The organism is Streptomyces sp. NPDC043853 (genome assembly GCF_056436025.1).
In genome coordinates this window covers 251,866-271,033 of record NZ_JBWKDJ010000004.1, presented here as the reverse complement: position 1 = coordinate 271,033, position 19,168 = coordinate 251,866, and the positions used below count along the sequence as shown (strand labels likewise).

The window sequence follows — 19,168 nt, the reverse complement described above, 5'->3', positions numbered from 1 at the left end:
TCACCCCGCGTCACCCACGTCACGCGCATCACCGGCCTGCGTCACCTGATGTCGCGGGTGACGCAGGCCGGTGGCACACGGCCACACCCCTGCGTCACCGAAAACCGCAGGTCAGGCAGGTCAATGACGCACATGACGCGGTGACGCAGGAATCCGAGCCTCGGACCGGCACAGGCGCCCGAGAGGGCCGTGCACCCCGCTCGCAGCGCCTCCGGCCGGCAGCCCCCACCGATCACCTTCATCCCCTCGACGCAGCGACAGGAGAGCCATAGTGCCGACCGCGCTTCCGCCCCCGCCCCTGCTCCTGACAGTCCCCGAGGTCATGGCCGCCCTCCGGCTCGGCCGGCACAGCGTCTACAACCTCATCCGCTCCAAGCGGCTGCCCAGCATCACCGTCGGCCGATCCCGTCGGATCCCCGCCGACGCCGTATACCGCTTCATCGACACCGAACTGGAGGCCGCTGCCTGATGGCAGGCAAGAAGAACCCCAACGGCGCTGGCAGCATCTGGCAGCGCAAGGACGGCCGGTACGAAGCCCGTGTGTACGTCCCGCAGCCGGACGGCACCCGCGCCCGCAAGACCGTCTACGGCAAGACCTGGCAGGAGTGCGACGAGAAGCGGCAGGAGCTGGTGCTCCGAGACCGGCAGGGCGTTCCGACGCCGACCCGGTCGGCCCGCTTGTCAGAGTGGCTGCCGTACTGGCTGGAGCAGCACGTCGAGCCGCGGCGCAAGCTCAGCACCTACGACAAGTACGAAGCCCACGTACGGCTGCACCTCGTGCCCCTGCTCGGGTCCCGGAGCCTGGAGGGCCTGAGCACGTCGGATGTGCGCCGCTTCCTCACCCGGGTGCAGAAGGAGAAGACGGTGGCCACGGCCAAGGAGGCCCACCGCGTTCTGCGCACTGCGCTGTCGGGAGCGGTGCGGGACGAGCTGATCACCCGGAACGTCGCGTCTCTGGTCGAGCCGCCCAGGGCGAAGCAGCGGGAGATGCGGCCGTGGACCCTGGAGGAGACGCTCGCGTTCCTGGAGGCCGCGCGCGGGGAGGCCCTCTACGCGGGCTTCGTCCTGGCCATCGCCATGGGGCTCCGGCGCGGCGAGCTGGTTGGACTGAGGTGGTCGGATCTCGACCTCGACAACCGGGTGCTTCACGTCCGCCAGCAGACTCAGCGACGGCGCGGCCAGCTCTACCAGGACGACCCGAAGAGCCGCCGCCAGCGGGTCGTGCCGCTGCCGGCCATGTGCATCGCCCCCCTGCGCTGGCACCGACTCAGGCAGCGGGCGATCTTCCGGGAGACCGGAGTCGCGTGGTCCAAGGATGGCCCCGTCTTCGCCACGCGGAACGGGCGGACGGTGGAGCCGAGGAACGTCTACCGTGCCTTCACTCGGGTCGCGGCCGACGCCGGCCTCCGGGTCGTCCGGCTGCACGATGCCCGTCACGGATGCGCGACCCTGCTGACCGCCGCCGGCGTCCCGCCCAGGGTCATCATGGAGATCCTTGGGCACAGCCAGATCAGCATCACCATGGAGGTCTACACACATGTTGTGGACGACACGAAGCGCGAGGCGATCAGCCACATGGACCGGATGCTGAGGCGCCGTCGGCCAGGTGCGTGACCCCTGTTGCCGTCAGTCGGTGCAGTCAAACGGCCCGGAGCGTGATCGCTCCGGGCCGTTTTGGCTTGTGCCCCCGGCAGGATTCGAACCTGCGACACCCGCTTTAGGAGAGCGGTGCTCTATCCCCTGAGCTACGAAGGCGTGGCCACCGCGGTCAGTGTAGCGGGTGGCGCTTGATCGGTAACCGGGTTAAGGGGGTCAACGGGGGAGGGTTGGTGCACCTGGTGTGGAGATGTCCGTATCTCCCGCCGCCGCTGTCGCGGGCCTGGCCGACGGACGACCAGGTCCCTGGGGGCGAGCCCCAGGGGCCTGGTCGGAGGACCCCGTCGTCATGCGGGCACCCGGCGTGAGCGGTATGCACTCGTGTCCGTGGATGTTCACCCCGGGTTCCGTTGCCGGAAGTCTCCGGAGGACACAGTGATCCAGGTGGTTCGGTTCACACGGTGCCGGTGCGAAGCGAACCGGGTGCGTCAGTAGTCGATGCGGTCGGCCTTGGCCAGCCAGGCCTCGAACGGCGCGGTGCGGTTCGGCAGGATCAGCTGCTCGACCGGCATCGGCCACAGCGACGCGTCCTTCTTGTCGAACAGGTCGTAGAACTTGCGGTCGTCGAAGCCGGCCACCGCGGCGTCGTCCCGGTCCGCGGCGTAGATGACCCGGTCCACCCGCGCCCACAGCGACGAGGAGAGGCACATCGGACACGGCTCGCACGAGGTCACCAGGGTGCAGCCTTCGAGCGAGAAGGTGTCCAGCGCCTTGCAGGCGGCACGGATCGCGGTCACCTCGGCGTGCGCCGTCGGGTCCAGGGTCGAGGTCACCTGGTTGTTCCCGAGTACGACGACCTCGCTGCCCTTGGCGATCAGGGCGCCGAACGGACCGCCGCCGTTCGCCACACTGTTCGTGGCCACGCGGATGGCCTCGTCCAGCCAGGCGCGCTCGAGTTCCTGGATGCTGGTTTCCTGGGTGTGCGCAGTCACGGTGACTCCTCTGAGACGTTGGGGATACCCCGGATGGTCCGTCCGCGAGGGACAGCGCACCGGGGGGAGCAGGCGGGGCCTGCGGGTGCCGGCCGTGAGATCAGCGCCGTGGCGACACCCGAGGGATTTCATCGCGGCATGAAACCGGCGATATATGCGCTTTTCGGCCAGTTCTTCGGATGATGGCCCATCATCCGCGCCTGTCCCTGCACACTTGGGGAGGGGGCAGGACAGCCTCGCCGCCGACGCCCTTCCTGTCGGTCGGCAAGTTGTCAGGACGATCGAGCCCTGGCCGGTGATCCGGCTTCACGCGAACGCCCCCTGATCGAAGTGTGCGGCTGACATGGCGCGGCGCAGTCCCCGGTGTGGGCGCGCCTTGATGTGAGCAGTAGACAGCCAAGCGAGCACAACCAGCGAGGGGCTGAAAATATGAAGACGTCCCCAGGGTAGGACCGGCTCTTCGTAGGGTTCTACGAGAGCGAGTCCGTCCGTTATGTGCCCGTTATGTACCGCTGGTTGATAATCCACCGTGTTCGTGGCCATCCGGACCTGCCGCGCGCGGCTAAGCGGAATCTGGGCGGACGATTTCCCGCCACCCGGGGGTCGTCGCGGGTGTGACGTTCCGCTCAGTGGCTGCAGGGTCACTGCACCGTTCGCGTCGTGATCCGCGGCCGAAACGGAGGCTGTCGGTGGCTCTATCCGGAATGTGGGAGCCGGGCGGCGCTACGGGTGTCGGCCGGATCGGCGTCCCCGTTGGCGCGGCATGTGGGGGCCGCGAGCGCCGCTCGTCCTGTGCGTTCGGTCGGCGGCTTGTTTTCGCGACAGTACGATACGGGGCAAAAGGGACCCCTTTGGCTCGTTGTCGCCGTCCGGCACCACCGCGGGCGATTTCGGCCACGCCGCCGGCTCTTCCGGGGGTGCTCGCGGACCTCGGCGAGGGTGCGCCCTCCCCGGGCGGCTCCGAAGCCCGACCGGTGGGTGCGGCCCGCGCGGATCGATCACATCCTGGTGGGAGGAGGCGATCGCGGTCGGGCGGCGCGGTTGCGGCGGGCCGGCGGCGTCGTGGTCCCACCATGGCGGGACGGCCCCCGAGACGAGGAGAAACGACCATGGATTTTCTCCGTCCAGCCAGCTGGGAAGAGGCGCTCGCGATCAAGGCGGAGCTGCCCACGGCCCTGCCGATCGCCGGCGGCACCGATGTCATGGTCGAGATCAACTTCGATCACCGGCGGCCCGACGCTCTCCTCGACCTCACCCGGATCGGCGAGCTGTACGAGTGGGAGGTGGGGGAGCGCACCACCCGGCTCGGGGCCTCCGTGCCGTACACGCGGATCATGGAGGACCTGCGGACTCCGCTGCCCGGCCTCGCGCTCGCCTCGCACACCGTCGCGTCCCCGCAGATCCGCAACCGGGGAGGCGTCGGCGGGAACCTCGGGACCGCCTCACCGGCCGGTGACGCCCACCCGGCGCTGCTGGCCGCGGGCGCCGAGGTGGAAGCGGAGTCCGTCCGGGGGTCCAGGCTCATTCCGATCGACGCGTTCTACACCGGGGTGAAGCGCAACGCCCTGGCCTCCGACGAGCTGATCCGCGCGGTGCACCTGAAGAACGCCACCGGGCCGCAGCAGTTCTCCAAGGTCGGCACGCGCAACGCGATGGTCATCGCGGTCTGCGCCTTCGGCCTCGCCCTGCATCCCGACACCAGGACCGTCCGGACCGGGATCGGCTCCGCCGCGCCCACGCCCGTCCGGGCCGAGACCGCGGAGGAGTTCCTGAACGCCGCGCTCGAAGAGGGCGGCTTCTGGGACTCGGGCGAGCCGGTCACTCCCTCCATCGCCCGACAGTTCGCCGTTCTCGCCGCCGCCGCGTGCAATCCGATCGACGACGTACGGGGGACCGCCGCGTACCGGCGCCACGCCGTCGGGGTGCTCGCCCGCCGCCAGCTGCTGTGGACCTGGGAGGAGTACCGCGACCCCCGCGCCCGCGGCCGGTCCCGTTCGGTGTAGGCGCGTGGGCGGGCCGCCGTCAGCGGCGGGTGATCCGGATGCGGTAGCCGCCCGAGCCGAGGCGCTCCAGGACCGCGACACTGAGGCCCGCCTCCGTGTCGGTGAAGGTCTCGCCCGGGCCGAAGGGAGCGTCCGACAGTTCCGCGTGGATATTGGCCCTCCGGGTGCAGCCGCCGCTGGTGTCCTTGCTGTCCGACACGGTCACCGGGCCGCGCCCGGTGTCCACGTCGGAGTCCACCCTGTAGATGAGTACCCCGGGCTTGCAGACCGCCTCGTCGTTCCCGCCCTGTGTACGGACCTCCATCGCGTAGCCCACACTCGCCGACAGCGGTACGAAAGCCAGCTTGACCCCGTCCCGCGTCGCGAGTGGGGTCAGCGTGTGCAGGCTCGTCCCCGGCCGGGACGCGCAGGAGATCTGCTTGCCGTCCAGCCAGCCCAGCTTCCACTTGTGCCAGCCCAGCAGGTCGTTGTTGGCGCCCCAGTCCTCGCTCATGATGTCCCAGTGGCCGACGGCGCCGCCCCCGTCCGTGGTGTAGAGGTCCGGCAGCCCGAAGACGTGCCCGTTCTCGTGGGGCAGCACCCGGTAGCCGGTCTCCCGGTAGCTGCCGGAACCGTCGTCCTGCCGGCTGTAGACGAACGAGGTGTTCGACAGCGGCACCCCGTCGGCGACCGGGGCCTCGGCGTTCCCGGAGAAGGTCACCGAGAGCACGGTGTCCAGGGCCGAGGGCCCGGCGTTCGGCGTGACCAGGATGTTGACCAGGTCGTACCGGCTGAAGTCCACCTCGGCGTCCGCGGCCTGCACGATGTGCTCGATGAGTTGCTGGTAGCCCGGCTCGTAGGCGGAGCCGCGCCCGATCCCGTACGCGGCGAACGGCATCGGCATCCGCAGCCAGGTCCTTATCGGGGCCTCCGGCCGGTAGTCCAGCCGGCCGTAGGAGCTGGTGCGGAACCAGTCCGCCGTCTGGGGGAAGAACTCCGCCAGCCGGTCCATCGCCGTGCCCTCGCCCTTGGCGTCCGGGAAGTCGATCATCAGGTTGAGGGCGCGCACCTCGCCCGTGCTGCGTGAGTACCCGGGCGCGGTCGGCATGCCCTCGGACATCTGGACGCCCATCGCCCCGGCGATCCGGCAGGGGGCCAGCGCGGCCTCGTTGGACGTGGCCACCGGTCCGGCCGCGGAACGGGCCGGGCCGCTGATCCCGGTGCTGGCCGTCGCGGTGACCCCGAGGGCCAGCGCGGCGATGCCGATGTACGCGCAGGTGCGGCGGTGCGTGCGCAGGGTCTGGAGGGTGCGTATCCGGTGGCGGGTCTGCGGCATGAGAGACGCCTTCGGGTCCGCGGCAGCCGGCCGGGCCCGGGTCTGCGCTCTGTTCGTTCACCCTCCGTCCGGCGCGTCGCGCCCGCCTGTCGGGCGCGTCCGAACGTGGAGCGCCATGTGACCCGGCTCACACGGGAGGGTGAAATAACCGGGGAGGGGCTCCCCGTTTAACCCGATGTCCTCGAAACGGGGACCGGTTCCCCGGTTGTGCCCGGGGGGTCGTACGCAGGCCGCGAACGCGGAGGAGAGGCAGTGGGAGTCGTGCGGACGGACGAGGCACCGGCGAAGCCGCCGGCCGGGGTAGCGGTGCCGGTCGAGGCGGAGGTGCCGGTCAAGGCGCCGAGGCCGCGCGCCGACGCGCTCCGCAACCGCGAGCGGATCCTCACCGCCGCCAGGGACGCCTTCGTCGAGCACGGGCCGGATGCCCCGCTCGACGAGATCGCCCGCCGGGCGGGTGTCGGGAACGCCACCCTCTACCGGCACTTCCCCGACCGGTCCGGCCTGGTGCACCACGTGGTCCTCTACGTCATGGGCCAGGTCGCCGCCCACGCCGAGCGGGCCCTCGCCGAGGAGCCGGACGCCTTCGCCGCGCTCGTACGCTTCACCCATGCCGCCGCCGACGAGCGGATCGGCGCCCTCTGCCCCATGCTGAGCGGCGGCTTCGACCGGGACCACCCCGAACTCCTGGCCGTCCGCGCGGCCTTGGAGGAAGCCGTCGAGCTCCTGATGGCCCGCGGCCGGGACGCCGGCCTGCTCCGCCCGGACGTGGCCATCGGGGACTACCTCCTGGCCATGACCCAGCTCAGTCGTCCGCTCCCCGGCACCGGCTGCCTCGACTCCGACGCGTTCGTCCACCGCCATCTGCAGCTGTTCCTGGACGGGCTGCGCGCCCCGGCCCGGTCCGAACTGCCCGGCACCGCCACCACCCTCGAAGACCTGAGGCGGCGGGCCGGAGCCGAAAACCATATGACTCCGACGGGTTGCGCCCTTTAGCCTCTCCCGTCGAGTTCTTACAGACACATCCCGTTTACGCACTATTTCAAGCCATCCGCACCGTGAAGTGGGTACCTCCATGCCGAAAACAGCCGAGCTCCCGCAGCAGGCTGACCCCAGCCGCTGGAAAGCGCTGGTCTTCATAGCCCTGGCCCAGCTGATGGTCGTGCTCGACGCGACCATCGTGAACATCGCACTCCCGTCCGCCCAGCAGGACCTCGGGATCTCCGACGGCAACCGGCAATGGGTCATCACCGCCTACGCCCTCGCCTTCGGCGGTCTGCTCCTCTTCGGCGGCCGCATCGCCGACCTGTGGGGCCGCAAGAACGCCTTCATCGTCGGCCTGGCCGGCTTCGCCGCGGCCTCCGCGCTCGGCGGCGCCGCCACCGGCGAGGCCATGATGCTCGGCGCCCGCGCCCTCCAGGGCGCGTTCGGTGCGCTGCTCGCCCCGGCCGCGCTGTCCCTGCTCGCCGTCATGTTCACCGACGCCAAGGAGCGGGCCAAGGCCTTCGGCATCTACGGCGCCATCGCCGGCGGTGGCGGTGCGGTCGGCCTGATCCTCGGCGGCTTCCTCACCGAGTACCTGAACTGGCGCTGGACCTTCTACGTCAACATCCCGTTCGCCGTGGTCGCGGCCGTCGGCGCGTACCTGGTGATCCGCGAGCCCGCCGGCTCCCGCAACCGCGCGCCGCTGGACATCCCCGGCGTGCTGCTCTCCACGGCCGGCCTGGTCGCCCTCGTGTACGGGTTCACCCGCGCCGAGTCGGACGGCTGGACGGACGGCATCACCGTGGGCCTGTTCGTGGCCTCGGTCCTGCTGCTCGGCGCGTTCGTGGTGACCGAGGCGCTGGTGAAGTCCCCGCTGCTGCCGCTGCGGGTGCTCCTGGAGCGCAACCGGGGCGGTGTCTACCTCTCCCTCGGCCTGGCCGTGATCGCGATGTTCGGCCTGTTCCTCTTCCTCACCTACTACCTGCAGGTGGTCAAGGGGTACTCGCCGGTCAAGACCGGCTTCGCCTTCCTGCCGATGATCGCGGGCATGATCACCGGCTCCACCCAGGTCGGCGCCCGGCTGATGACCCGGGTCCCGCCGCGGCTGCTGATGGGCCCCGGCTTCCTGGTCGCCGCCGCCGGCATGCTGATGCTGACCCAGCTCGAGGTCGGGTCCTCGTACGCGGCCCTGATCCTGCCGGCCCAGCTGCTGCTCGGCCTGGGCATGGGCACGGCCTTCATGCCGGCCATGTCCCTGGCCACCCACGGGGTGAACCCGGCCGACGCCGGTGTGGCTTCCGCGATGGTCAACACCTCGCAGCAGGTCGGCGGCGCGATCGGAACCGCCCTGCTGAACACCATCGCCGCCTCGGCCACCACCGCCTACCTGACCTCGCACGCCGCGGAGGCGGCGGCGGGCGGCCAGGCCGCGAAGCTGGTCCAGGCACAGGCCATGGTGCACGGATACTCCTCGGCGATCTGGTGGGCCGTGGGCATCCTGGCGGCCAGCGCGGTGATCGCGCTGACCCTGATCAACACGGGACGTCCGCAGGCGGGACCCGTCCCGTCCGGCGAATCGGCGGAAGCCGAGGTCAAGATCCCGGTGGTCGCCCACTGACCCCCCGCACGGCAGCCGCGTAACGGCGGCCACCCGCTTCACGCCAGGACGGGCCGCCCTCATCCGAGGGCGGCCCGTCCGCGTGTGCGCCTACGGAGCGGGAACGGACGGAGCCGGGAGCGTGCGGAGGCAACCGCGCGGCCCGGGACGACGTCTACCGGGGTGAAGTGGCAGCCCGACCGGGCACTGGCTCCGGCACGGACACCGGCGCCGAAGCCCGCACCACCGCGGGTGCCGACACCGGTGCCGAAACCGGTAGCGAAACCGGCACTGACCTGCGGAACTGCCGGGCCGGGCGAGTGGCGCCCCCTGTCGCCGTCGGCGGCGGGGCAGGATACTGCAAGATCTCGAAAATTGCGGCGCCGCGTGGGAATTCTGTCCCGATTCCAGTCGTTGTTTCCTTCGGATGCCGGTACTCGCGAGAGTGTTCCGGCACCCGCACGCCACACCGCGACCGAACTCATCGCAAGGGAGCACGCATGGCAACCCGCGCCGTCGCCAGTCGCCAGTCCGCCGGCAGCACTCGCGCCGCCATCAGCGGAGAGATCGCCGACCGCGACCTCGTCGGGATGTACCTGGACGAGATCGCGCGCACGCCGCTGCTCGATGCCGCCAGGGAAGTGGAGCTGTCCCAGATCATCGAGGCGGGTGTGTACGCCCGGCAGATCCTCGACGGCGAGACCGAGGAATCCGAGGGGGGCGTCGCCACGCGTGCCGAGCTGGAGGCCCTCGCCGCCGAAGGGGAGCGGGCGAAGGAGATCTTCATCCGCTCGAACCTCCGCCTGGTCGTCGCCGTCGCCCGCCGCTACCCGCGCAGCGGCCTGCCGCTGCTCGACCTGATCCAGGAGGGCAACGCCGGCCTGGTCCGCGCGGTGGAGAAGTTCGACTACACCAAGGGCTTCAAGTTCTCCACGTACGCGACCTGGTGGATCCGGCAGGCCATCACCCGGTCCATCGCCGACCAGTCCCGCACCATCCGCCTCCCCGTCCACCTGGTCGAGGAGCTCGGCCGGATCCGCCGGGTACAGCGCGAGTTCAACCGGGAGAACGGCCGCGACCCGGAGCACGCGGAGATCGCCGCCGAGCTCGGCTCCACCGAGACGCGCGTGGGCGACGTCCTGGACTGGGCCCGTGACCCGGTCAGCCTCAACATGTCGGTGGACGACGAGGGCGACACGCAGTTCGGCGACCTGCTGGAGGACACCTCGGCGATCTCCCCCGAGCAGTCCGTCCTCTCGCTGCTGCGCAGCGAGGAGCTGGAGGACCTGATCGGCAAGCTCGACCAGCGGACGGCGTCGATCATCAAGATGCGGTACGGCATCGACGACGGCCGCGAGCGGACGCTGACCGAGGTGGGCAAGCAGCACGGCCTCACCCGTGAGCGCATCCGCCAGATCGAGAAGCACGCCCTGCTGGAGCTGAAGCGGATGGCCCGCGACACGGGCTTCGACGCGGTGGCCTAGCGCGGAGCGCTGCAGCGGGGTCACCGGGCGGGTCTGCGTCCGGCCGGCCCCCCTGAACACGGCGGGGCCGGAGTGCAGGGAGGCTGCGCGAAGCGGTGCGTGCCGTGTGCCGTGTGCCCACCTCCCCCAGACTCCGTCCGGGGGGACCCCCACCCCCAAGCTCTCGACTTCGCTCGAGCAGGGGGTACCCCCATCGCCCTGTGGCACGCCTGCCCACACGGCGGCTGGGTCATCTCTACGCCGCGCCCGCCGCGCGGGTGAGGGCCGCGCCCATCGACGCGGCGGCCGCCGCCAGTGCGGGCGGCTCCACGACCGTGAACGGCACGCCGGTGAGCGCCAACCGCACCGCGAGCCACTCCGGCGCGTCCGCCGTCTCGAAGCGGAGCCGGCAGCCTCCGGACGGCTCCTCCACCACCGGCTCCAGCCATGACGGCAGGTCCTCCGGCACCGACTCGAAGGTCACCTCCACCGTGTACTTCCGCCTGCCCTGGAGCCCCCGCTCCACGAACTCCACCGCTTCCATCGGCGCCTCGCGCTCCACGAACCGCGCCCCGGTGGGGAACGGCTCGACGACCCGGTCCACCCGGAAGGTCCGCCAGTCCTCGCGGTGCAGGTCGTAGGCCACCAGGTACCAGCGCCGTCCGGTGCTCACCAGCCGGTAGGGCTCCACCAGCCGCTTCGACTCCACCCCGTCCCGGGCCCGGTAGCCGAAGCGCAGCCGCTCCTGCCCGGCCACCGCGCCGGCGATGGCGGTCAGCGTGCGCGGGTCGATCCGCGCACCGTCGCCCCGGCTCAGCGCGACCGTCGCCGACTGCAGGGCGCCCACCCGGTGCCGCAGCCGCGACGGCAGTACCTGTTCCAGCTTGGCCAGCGCCCGTACGGACGCCTCCTCGACCCCCTCGATGGCGTGCCCGGCGCCCGCCCGAAGTCCGACGGCGATCGCGACCGCCTCCTCGTCGTCGAGCAGCAGAGGAGGCATGGCCGTGCCCGCCACCAGCCGGTACCCGCCCTCCGCGCCCAGGCTGGCCTCCACGGGGTAGCCCAGCTCCCGCAGCCGGTCGATGTCCCGGCGGATCGTCCGCGGGCTGACTCCGAGCCGCGCGGCCAGTTCGCTGCCCGGCCACTCGCGCGGGGTCTGGAGCAGGGACAGCAGGGTGAGCAGTCGAGCAGGGGTGTCGTTCATGTCTCCAGGCTGCCAGCAAAATAGGACACGAACTGACCTACATGGGGTCTAGATTCCTCCCCATGAGCACTGAGACGCCCAGGAAATCGCCCGCCGGCACCACCGGGCCCATACCGGAAGAAGGGCAGACCGACCCGGCCGACCGCCGCCGCTGGCTGGCCCTCGCCATCGTCATGACCGCGGCCTTCATGGACCTGGTCGACGTCACGATCGTCAACATAGCCATCCCGAGCATGCGGGCCGACCTGGACGCCTCGACCAGTGCCATCCAGTGGATCACCGCCGGCTACGCGCTCGCCTTCGCCGCCGGACTGATCACCGGAGGCCGACTGGGTGACATATTCGGCCGCAAGCGGCTCTTCCTGGTCGGTATCGCCGGCTTCACCGCCGCGTCCATGCTCTGCGGCCTCGCGGCGAATCCCGCGATGCTCGTCGCCTCCCGGCTCCTCCAGGGCGGCATGGCCGCCCTGATGGTCCCGCAGGTGCTCGCGATCATCCACGTGACCTTCCCGCCGCACGAGCGCGGCAAGGTCTTCGGCATGTTCGGTGCGATCGTCGGCCTCGGCGCCGTCTCCGGCCCGATGCTCGGCGCCCTGCTCACCGAGTGGAACCTGTTCGGCCTGGAATGGCGGCCGATCTTCCTGATCAACCTGCCGGTCGGTATCGCCGGAGTGATCCTGGGCCGCAAGTTCATCACCGAGTCCAAGGCCCCGCAGGCCCTCCGGCTCGACCTGGTCGGCGTCATCCTGGCCACCCTCGCCATGGTGATGCTCATCTACCCGCTCACCCAGGGCCGGGAGAACGACTGGCCGCTGTGGGGCTTCGTCTGCATGGGCGCGGTGCCGCTGGTGATCGCGGGCTTCATCGCGTACGAGAAGCACAAGGCGGCCAAGGACGGCTCCCCGCTGGTCGAGCTCTCCCTCTTCAAGGTCAAGAGCTTCGCCGCCGGTATCGCCGTGCAGCTCACCTTCGGTATCGCCACCGGCATCTTCTTCCTCGTCTGGACCCTGATGATGCAGATGGGTCTGGGCTGGAGCGCGCTGCGGGCCGGACTGACCGGCATCCCGTTCTCCATCTCCGTCTCGGTGGCCGCCGGCATGTCCGTGCAGAAGCTGGTGCCCCGCTTCGGCCGCAAGGTGCTCCAGGCGGGCGCGCTGACCATGGCCGCCGGTCTGCTGCTCTACATCTGGGAGTCGGAGCGCTACGGCATGGAGATCTCCTCCTGGCAGATGGCGCCCCCGCTGATCGTGCTGGGCATCGGCATGGGCCTGATCGTTGCCCCGCTCACCGACACCGTGCTGTCCGAGGTGCCGCGCGAGCACGCCGGCTCCGCCTCCGGCCTGATCAACACCACCAACCAGATGGGCAACGCGCTCGGGCTCGGCCTGACCTCGGTGGTGTACTTCGGGGTGATCGACAACGAGATGGTGTTCGGCGCGCCGTACGTGGACGCGTTCCGGCACGCCATGTGGTGGGTGGCCGGAGTGCTGGTGCTCATCTTCGCGGTGATGTTCGCACTGCCGCGCCACAGCGCCTCGGGCGCCGGCCACGAGGCCGAGGCGGGCTCCGCCGCCGAGCCGACCCCGGTCAAGGTTCCGGCAGTCTGACGCCCCCGTCGGGTGGGCAGGCGTGCCGCAGGCGTCCGGCCCTGCGGGACGCCTGCCCACACCGGGCGGGGCGGTGGACGTCAGCGGACCCGGGCGCGGGCCTCCATCGCCTCCCGGGCCGCCGCCTCGCTCTCGTACACCTCGCACATGTGCCGGCCGTCGGGCGTCGCCGTGTGCTCGACCTCCCACAGGCTGACCTCGCTGCCGTCCAGCAGCACGAACGCGTGCTCGTAGAGGCTGAAACCGGCGTCCCGGCCGTACGCCAGGCACTGCCGGGTCCCGAACGCCTGGGTGATCCGGTGCGCGTACGCACCCTTCAGCAGCGCCGCCACCGGCTCGCCGGGCCGGTCCGGGTTCTCCGCGCGGCGCAGCACCCGGCGTGCGTGGTCCGCGGAGTCCTCCACCTCGTACTCCCGATGCCGCTGCACCGGTGCCGCCGCGGAGGCGGCGAACAGCGCGCTCAGCACCGCAGCGTCCGACGGCGTGCCGTCCGGGTCGTCCGGCAGCAGCGTGAACTCCGCGAGCGGGGCCGCTTCCAGACCGTCGAAGATGCGGTTCACCGCCAGCGTGACCTCCGGTCGGCTGGCGAACACCTCGTACCGCACCGCCCGGTCCGCGCCCAGCCGGTAGGCGAGTTCCCACAGGGCGACCGAACTGCCGTCGGCCAGCAGGTAGGCGTGCCGGTGGATCTCCCGCCACAGCCCCGACGCCGGACTGTGGTGCGTGGTGTGCAGCGAGGAGCTGTGGGCGAGCGCCGTCCCGAGGCGCTCGACCAGCCGGTCCGGCAGGTCGAAGGAGTTGAGGGCGCGGCCCAGGAGTCGTTCGAGGTGGGCCTCGGTTGTCTCGTACGGATCGCTCAAGGTGGGTCTCCAGGCCGTCGCAGCTTGTCACGTTGCGGAAGCACAACGTAGCCCCTGCGTCTGACATCACGTCCGGGGTTCGGTAAAACGTCCGGGAAGCGCCCCGGGTTCCCGCCACCCGCCACCACCCCTTCAGGTCAACTTGCGTATGGATACGCATGGTTCACCACGGTCTGCGGGCTATCGCGGGAGTATGGGCCGCATGGCAACGAATGCAGTGAACACCGTGGGCGTCCCCCGCCAGCAGGGGGCGGGCCACGAGCGGCGGGACCGCGAACCGGCCGCCGCGCCCAAGGCGCTGGCCTGGCTGCTGGTGCTCACCGGGGCGGCCGGGCTGCTGGCCTCCTGGGTCATCACCCTCGACAAGTTCCTCCTGCTGGAGGACCCGTCGTTCAAACCGGCCTGCAGCCTCAACCCGGTCGTGTCCTGCGGCAGCGTGATGCAGAGCGAGCAGGCGGCCGCCTTCGGATTCCCCAACCCGATGCTGGGACTGGCCGGTTACGCCGTGGTGGTGTGCGTCGGCGCGGGCCTGCTGGCGGGCGCCCGCCACCGGGGCTGGTTCTGGCTGGGACTGAACGCCGGCACCGCCTTCGGGACCGGCTTCTGCGCCTGGCTGATGGTCCAGTCCCTGTACGAGATCAACGCCCTGTGCCTGTGGTGCTGCCTGGCCTGGGCGGCGACGCTGCTGATGTTCTGGGCGGTGACCGCGCACAACGTCCGGACCGGGGTGCTGCCCGCGCCCGCCCCGCTGCGGACCTTCTTCACCGAGTTCGGCTGGGCGCCGCCGGCCCTGCACATCGGGGTGATCGGGATGCTGGTGCTGACCCGGTGGTGGGACTTCTGGACGAGCTGAGGTCCGCCCGCACACCACAGAGCCCCGGCAGCCGGATGCTGTCGGGGCTCTGCGCGTCACCGCATCGCTCCACGGGCGTCAGAGGCCCGGGCCGGAAGGGAGAGCGCCGGAAGGAGGGAGCGGCCGTCAGCTGCCGGCCGACGCGTTGCCCGACAGCACCGGGATGTTGCTGAGGATGTGCGAGACGGGCTCGTCACCCTTGATCTGGTTCGAGTTCTCGACGCACTGCTGGTTCTGCGGGGCGGAGAGGACCGGGATGTCCTGGACGCCCACGTTGACCAGGGCCACCAGCGACTGCGCGTTGACCTTGGCGGGCAGGCCGATGCAGGGCTTGTTGAGCGTGCCCTGGACCACGCCGAGCTGCGGGCTCAGGGGACCTTCGGTCTTCTGGTTGCCGTAGATCTGCTGCGCACCGTTGCCGTTGACGTTGGTCACGGTGTCGTTGCCGATGGCCATCGCCGGAGCGGCCACGGCGGCGCCCGCGCCGACCACGGAGGCGGTGACCGCAGCGGTGGCCATAATCTTCTTGAGCATTTTGATCCTTTTGTCGCACGAGTGCCCGCTAATGGAGCGCCCTGATCAACTGGCCGGTCCGCGGGTTGGTTCCGCTCCTTCACTCAAACGGCCCGTTCGCGCCCGGCTTTTCCCCAGCCCGGGTGAAACCGCCCCGGACGCCTGCGCGAAGCCCGTACGCAGCCCGTAGTCGGGGGCGCCGACCGGCCCGCCGGCCCGGGGCTCCGGTTGCGCTCCGTGCAAGGTGTTCGCACGGTGGGTGAGGAAGCGGACTGTCCCCCGGCCCCCGGGGGTCCCCCTGCTGGTCCGCTCCCGCACGTCCCACAGAAGGAACGCTCATGCACCCCAACAAGGCGACTCGCGTCCTCGTCCCCTCCGCCCTTGCCGCCGTCATACTCTTCGGCGGGGCCGCCCCGGCGAGCGCCATCCACGCGGAAGGGGCCCGGTCCCACCGGGCGGCGGCCGCGGCCGGCCCGATCGACGACCTGGTGAACGGCATCCTCAGTGCCATCAAGGGGCTGCTGCCGGCGGGCATTTCGCTCCCTCCGATCAGCATCCCGGAGATCAAGCTGCCCGACCTCAATCTCCCGGGCCTGGAGCTGCCGGAGATCCCGGGGGTGGAGCTGCCGGAGATCCCTGGGGTGGAGCTCCCCGAGATCCCGGGGGTGGAGTTGCCCGAGATCCCGGGCCTGACCCCGCCGGCGCTGCCGTTGCCGGAGGACACGATCGACATCACGCCCGAGGTCCCGGACGTCGAGATCCCCGACATCCCCGTGATCCCGGAGGTCAACATCCCGGTCAGCGCGCGGTAACGCCGGATCCGGGCCGCGGTTACGGCCGTTGAGCTGAACAGGTCGGATCGCGGCCCGGCCCGTGTCGTCCGGCGGAGTGGGCCGTTTCGATCGGTGTGAGCCCCGGATCGGGGCAGAACGTCGAAGAGAAGGTGTGCTCCTCATGAACACTGCCAAGAAGGCCGCCGTGGTCCTGGCCTCCGCCGGTCTCGCCGCTGCCGGTGCCGCGGGCTCCGCCGTTGCCGACTCCTCGGCCGAGGGCGGTGCCTACGGCTCCCCCGGCGTCGCCTCGGGCAACGTGGTCCAGGTCCCGGTCCACGTGCCGGTCAACGTCTGCGGCAACACCGTCAACGTGATCGCGCTGCTGAACCCCGCGTTCGGCAACACCTGCGTCAACGCCTGATCCCAAGCGGCTTCACCACTGTGGGCGCCCCGGCATCGCCGGGGCGCCCACAGTGTTTTCGTCCGGGGTGGTGCGGTGTCAGCCCTGGCCGCCGTTCACCTTGACGCCGCCCAGCATCGGCACGACCTGACCGACCACGTTGGCGTTCTCCGCCACCTTTCCGGGGCCCACCGAGTTGCGGACCTTGTTGACGTCCTCAACCGTGCCGACCACCTTGTTGATCTGCCCGTTCTGTTCGGCCAGGCCGTCGCCCACGAGCTGCAGGGGGTTCTCCACGACGGGCGCCAGGGTGTTCGCGGCCTCCATGGCACCGCCGTTGAGGCTCATCGGCGGCATGGCGGCCGGGCCGGCGGCGAAGGCGGAGGCGGACGCGGATGCCGCGAGCGCGGCGACGGAACCGGCGACGGCGGCGGCGACCTTCGAGTACTTCATCGTCGAAATCCATTTCCAGTGACGACCCTCGCGCCACTATCGCCTTGGACAACGATGTGGCATGGCTGCGGAAACTCCGCGGCCACCGCTTTTCGAACGGCAACGGCCCGAACGGAAGCAGCCGTAACGGAAGCAGCCGTAACGGGAGCGGCCGTAACGGGAGCGGCCGGAGAATCCGTGGTGGATTCTCCGGCCGCTGATTTTCCGATGAGCGTGACGGGTCAGTCGAGGCGGGACCGCCGGTACAGGATTGCTCCGCCGAGCAGCAGCGCCGAGGCGAGCGCGGCCATGGCCTCGACGGATCCCGCACCGGTCTCGGCGAGCACCGGAGGGGTGACCGCGGCGGGTGCGGGGGCCGGCAGCGGAGCCGGGGCGGGTGCGGGAGCCGGGACGGGCTGCGGGGCCGGGGCGGGCGCGGGCAGCGGGGCCGGCACCGGGAGGTCCCCGGGGGGGACGGCGGGCGGCTGGTCCGTGACCGGGGCGGGCGGACGTACGGCCTCGGGGGCGGGCGGGACGACCTGGCTGCCGTGCGGCGGGGCGGGCGGCGCCTCGTCCTCGACCGGGGCGGGCGCGGGCAGCGGGACCGGGGCCGGCTCGGGTGCGGGGAGGGTGACCGGCGGGGCCTCCTCGTGGACCGGCGTCGGGGCCGGGGCCGGGTGTTCCGCCGCGGGCCTGGGCTCGGGCCGCGGCTCCGGCTTGGGCTTCGGGGGAACGTGCTGCACCGGCGGGGTCGGCGGGTGGTCGTCGCACTCCTCCTCGTGCCCGCCCGGACCGCCGTAGCCGCCCTGCCCGTGTTCCTGCTGGTGCTGGTGCTCCTGGCGCGGCTCGTGACGAGGCTGTTCGTGCCGGGGCTGCTCGTGACGAGGCTGTTCGTGCCGGGGCTGCTCGTGACGAGGCTGTTCGTGCCGGGGCTGCTCGTGCCGGGGCTGCTCGTGACGAGGCTGCTCGTGACGAGGCTGCTCGTGACGAGGCTGCTCGTGACGGGGCTGCTCGTGACGAGGCTCGTGCCGGGGTTCCTGGCGGGGCACGTGGCGGGGTGGTGCGTCGTGCGAGGGGCCGTAGCCGCCGCCGTGTCCCTCGCGCTCCTCCAGGTAGCGCTCGAAGGCCTCGGCGTGCTCCGGGCTGAGGTAGCGCCGGTAGTCGTGGTCGTCCTTCGGGCCGGAGCGGCCGCCGGTGTCGTTGACGCAGGTGTTGCCGAAGGACGGGTTGAGCGCCGCTCCCGCGTCCACCGAGTTGCCGCACACGTTCGGCGAGAAGGTGATCGGCGCCGAGACGGCGTTCCCCGAGAGCACACCGGGGGAGTGCGAGGCCTCGGCGGTCGCTCCGGGGGTCGCGTACGCCGCCCCGCCCGCGATCGACAGCAGACTCGACGCCGCCGCGGCCGTGAGCACCCCCTTGCCCAGTACCTGTCGGCTGAGTACCTGTCGCATGGGTCCTTCCCTGTCTACCGGCGCCACCGCCGGTGCTGAATCGAAGGTGGCCCCGGAGTGCACCGCCGTGCACTCCGAGGCCACCCCGAGGAGGTTTGCCCTTGCGGGCGCGGGCGCTGGCCGGCGCCTGGTCAGGCGTTGACGCAGGTGTTGCCGAAGGCGGGGTTCAGCAGCCCGATCACGTTGACGGAGTTGCCGCAGACGTTGACCGGCACGTGGACCGGGACCTGGGCGAGGTTGCCCGAGAGCACACCGGGGGAGCTGACGGCCTTGCCGTCGGCCACGGAGTCGGCCATGGCGGGGGCGGCCGCACCGGTGGCCATCAGAACACCGGCGCCGAGGACGACTGCCTTCTTGTACTTCATTTCTTTTCGATCCTTCCCGCAGTGGCGTTTTGCCGCTGCAGAATCAACAACGAGCTTTGCCGAAAAAGGAAACCGCATATTTTTCGGGGCTGCGAGTGCATTCACTCGATTGCCGGTCGGGCCCGTCGGGTCCGGAATTGTATATGTGTGAATTCGCCACGCGGCGAGGCCGCCGCCCCGGAATGGTGCGGCGGCCTCGGCGGGGTGTGCGGTCAGCTGCCGGAAGAGAGGTTGCCGGACAGGACCGGGATGTTCTGCAGGATGTGCGAGAGCGGCTCGTCGCCCTTGATCTGGTTCGAGTTCTCGACACACTGCTGGTTCTGCGGGGCGGAGAGGACCGGGATGTCCTGGACGCCGACGTTGACCAGGGCCAGCACGGACTGGACGTTCGCCTTGGCCGGCAGGCCGATGCACGGCTTGTTGAACGAGCCCTGGATGAGCGCCATCTGCGGGCTCATCGCACCGTGGGTCTCCTGGTTGCCGTAGATCTGAGCGGCGCCGTTGCCGTTCACGTTGGTGTTGGTCTCGTTGCCGATGGCCATCGCCTGCCCGGCCATGGCCGCGCCCATGCCCACGACGGAGGCGGCGACCGCCGCGGTGGCCATCATCTTCTTGATCACTGTCGTCCCTTTTCTGCAGGATTGCCCGGTACAGGAGCATCCGGAACAACGGTCCGGCCCCGGTTCGGGTTGCGAGGCTTCACCCGGATGTCGCTGTCGGGTGAGCACGTTGACGGCCGGTTGTTCGTAGCTGCCGAACGCGG

The 19,168-nt window shown here is 70.9% G+C and carries 19 protein-coding genes and 1 tRNA gene; 10 read left to right on the top strand and 10 right to left on the bottom strand.

Features of this window, described 5'->3' with window-relative positions; translation table 11 throughout:
* The first annotated feature begins 271 nt into the window (after window positions 1-271).
* Complete coding sequence (locus AC067U_RS13440) at window positions 272-469, top strand: helix-turn-helix domain-containing protein (RefSeq protein WP_478829801.1); 198 nt, start codon at window positions 272-274, stop codon at window positions 467-469.
* Window positions 469-1,614: a tyrosine-type recombinase/integrase gene (locus AC067U_RS13435; protein ID WP_478829800.1), complete on the top strand. Its 1,146-nt coding sequence runs from the start codon at window positions 469-471 to the stop codon at window positions 1,612-1,614. Before AC067U_RS13440 ends, AC067U_RS13435 begins: the two co-directional genes overlap by 1 nt.
* A gap of 68 nt (window positions 1,615-1,682) precedes the next feature.
* Here AC067U_RS13435 and AC067U_RS13430 read toward each other — a convergent pair.
* A tRNA-Arg gene (locus AC067U_RS13430) sits at window positions 1,683-1,755 on the bottom strand.
* Between the two features lie 329 nt (window positions 1,756-2,084).
* Window positions 2,085-2,588: a nucleoside deaminase gene (locus AC067U_RS13425; RefSeq protein ID WP_478829799.1), complete on the bottom strand. Its 504-nt coding sequence runs from the start codon at window positions 2,586-2,588 to the stop codon at window positions 2,085-2,087.
* Window positions 2,589-3,697: 1,109 nt separating this feature from the next.
* On the opposite strand from AC067U_RS13425, the gene AC067U_RS13420 reads away from it, so the two are divergent.
* On the top strand, window positions 3,698-4,591 hold the full coding sequence (locus AC067U_RS13420; protein WP_478829798.1) for an FAD binding domain-containing protein: 894 nt from the start codon (window positions 3,698-3,700) through the stop codon (window positions 4,589-4,591).
* A 19-nt stretch (window positions 4,592-4,610) separates the two neighbouring features.
* Here the strand turns inward: AC067U_RS13420 and AC067U_RS13415 are convergent, their stop codons facing one another.
* On the bottom strand, window positions 4,611-5,906 hold the full coding sequence (locus AC067U_RS13415) for a M6 family metalloprotease domain-containing protein (protein WP_478829797.1): 1,296 nt from the start codon (window positions 5,904-5,906) through the stop codon (window positions 4,611-4,613).
* A gap of 306 nt (window positions 5,907-6,212) precedes the next feature.
* Here AC067U_RS13415 and AC067U_RS13410 point away from each other — a divergent pair, with 306 nt between their 5' ends.
* The 3 genes from AC067U_RS13410 to AC067U_RS13400 all read left to right on the top strand — a co-directional run bounded on the left by AC067U_RS13410 (window position 6,213) and on the right by AC067U_RS13400 (window position 9,968).
* Window positions 6,213-6,899 (top strand): TetR/AcrR family transcriptional regulator, encoded by a 687-nt coding sequence (locus AC067U_RS13410; RefSeq protein WP_478830108.1) that lies wholly within the window; start codon window positions 6,213-6,215, stop codon window positions 6,897-6,899.
* A gap of 79 nt (window positions 6,900-6,978) precedes the next feature.
* Window positions 6,979-8,505, top strand: coding sequence for an MFS transporter (locus tag AC067U_RS13405; protein WP_478829796.1), 1,527 nt, complete (start codon window positions 6,979-6,981; stop codon window positions 8,503-8,505).
* Window positions 8,506-8,984: 479 nt separating this feature from the next.
* Window positions 8,985-9,968, top strand: a complete 984-nt coding sequence (locus AC067U_RS13400) for a sigma-70 family RNA polymerase sigma factor (protein ID WP_478829795.1) — start codon at window positions 8,985-8,987, stop codon at window positions 9,966-9,968.
* A 235-nt stretch (window positions 9,969-10,203) separates the two neighbouring features.
* On the opposite strand, the gene AC067U_RS13395 is transcribed toward AC067U_RS13400, so the two are convergent.
* Window positions 10,204-11,151 carry a helix-turn-helix transcriptional regulator gene (locus AC067U_RS13395; RefSeq protein ID WP_478829794.1) on the bottom strand — a complete coding sequence of 316 codons (948 nt, stop codon included), beginning with the start codon at window positions 11,149-11,151 and terminating at the stop codon, window positions 10,204-10,206.
* 62 nt (window positions 11,152-11,213) lie between these two features.
* Between AC067U_RS13395 and AC067U_RS13390 the strand changes: the two genes are divergently transcribed.
* Window positions 11,214-12,758, top strand: a complete 1,545-nt coding sequence (locus AC067U_RS13390; RefSeq protein ID WP_478829793.1) for an MFS transporter — start codon at window positions 11,214-11,216, stop codon at window positions 12,756-12,758.
* An 80-nt stretch (window positions 12,759-12,838) separates the two neighbouring features.
* On the opposite strand, the gene AC067U_RS13385 is transcribed toward AC067U_RS13390, so the two are convergent.
* Window positions 12,839-13,618, bottom strand: coding sequence for a DUF6227 family protein (locus tag AC067U_RS13385; RefSeq protein ID WP_478829792.1), 780 nt, complete (start codon window positions 13,616-13,618; stop codon window positions 12,839-12,841).
* A 202-nt stretch (window positions 13,619-13,820) separates the two neighbouring features.
* Here AC067U_RS13385 and AC067U_RS13380 point away from each other — a divergent pair, with 202 nt between their 5' ends.
* Window positions 13,821-14,471, top strand: coding sequence for a vitamin K epoxide reductase family protein (locus AC067U_RS13380; RefSeq protein ID WP_478829791.1), 651 nt, complete (start codon window positions 13,821-13,823; stop codon window positions 14,469-14,471).
* 126 nt (window positions 14,472-14,597) lie between these two features.
* Here the strand turns inward: AC067U_RS13380 and AC067U_RS13375 are convergent, their stop codons facing one another.
* Window positions 14,598-15,005 (bottom strand): rodlin, encoded by a 408-nt coding sequence (locus AC067U_RS13375; RefSeq protein WP_478829790.1) that lies wholly within the window; start codon window positions 15,003-15,005, stop codon window positions 14,598-14,600.
* Between the two features lie 317 nt (window positions 15,006-15,322).
* Here AC067U_RS13375 and AC067U_RS13370 point away from each other — a divergent pair, with 317 nt between their 5' ends.
* On the top strand, window positions 15,323-15,796 hold the full coding sequence (locus AC067U_RS13370) for a hypothetical protein (protein ID WP_478829789.1): 474 nt from the start codon (window positions 15,323-15,325) through the stop codon (window positions 15,794-15,796).
* A 142-nt stretch (window positions 15,797-15,938) separates the two neighbouring features.
* Entirely contained in the window at window positions 15,939-16,178 is a 240-nt protein-coding gene (locus AC067U_RS13365) for a chaplin (protein ID WP_478829788.1), read from the top strand.
* A gap of 78 nt (window positions 16,179-16,256) precedes the next feature.
* On the opposite strand, the gene AC067U_RS13360 is transcribed toward AC067U_RS13365, so the two are convergent.
* The 4 genes from AC067U_RS13360 to AC067U_RS13345 form a co-directional block, all read right to left on the bottom strand.
* A complete protein-coding gene (locus tag AC067U_RS13360; RefSeq protein ID WP_478829787.1) occupies window positions 16,257-16,610 on the bottom strand; it encodes a hypothetical protein in 354 nt (117 codons plus the stop codon).
* A 221-nt stretch (window positions 16,611-16,831) separates the two neighbouring features.
* The gene (locus tag AC067U_RS13355) at window positions 16,832-18,040 is read right to left on the bottom strand and encodes a chaplin (RefSeq protein WP_478829786.1); all 1,209 of its coding nucleotides are present in this window, start codon (window positions 18,038-18,040) and stop codon (window positions 16,832-16,834) included.
* 131 nt (window positions 18,041-18,171) lie between these two features.
* Window positions 18,172-18,405 (bottom strand): chaplin, encoded by a 234-nt coding sequence (locus AC067U_RS13350; protein ID WP_478829785.1) that lies wholly within the window; start codon window positions 18,403-18,405, stop codon window positions 18,172-18,174.
* Window positions 18,406-18,617: 212 nt separating this feature from the next.
* Window positions 18,618-19,025 (bottom strand): rodlin, encoded by a 408-nt coding sequence (locus AC067U_RS13345; RefSeq protein ID WP_478829784.1) that lies wholly within the window; start codon window positions 19,023-19,025, stop codon window positions 18,618-18,620.
* Between the last annotated feature and the right edge of the window lie 143 nt (window positions 19,026-19,168).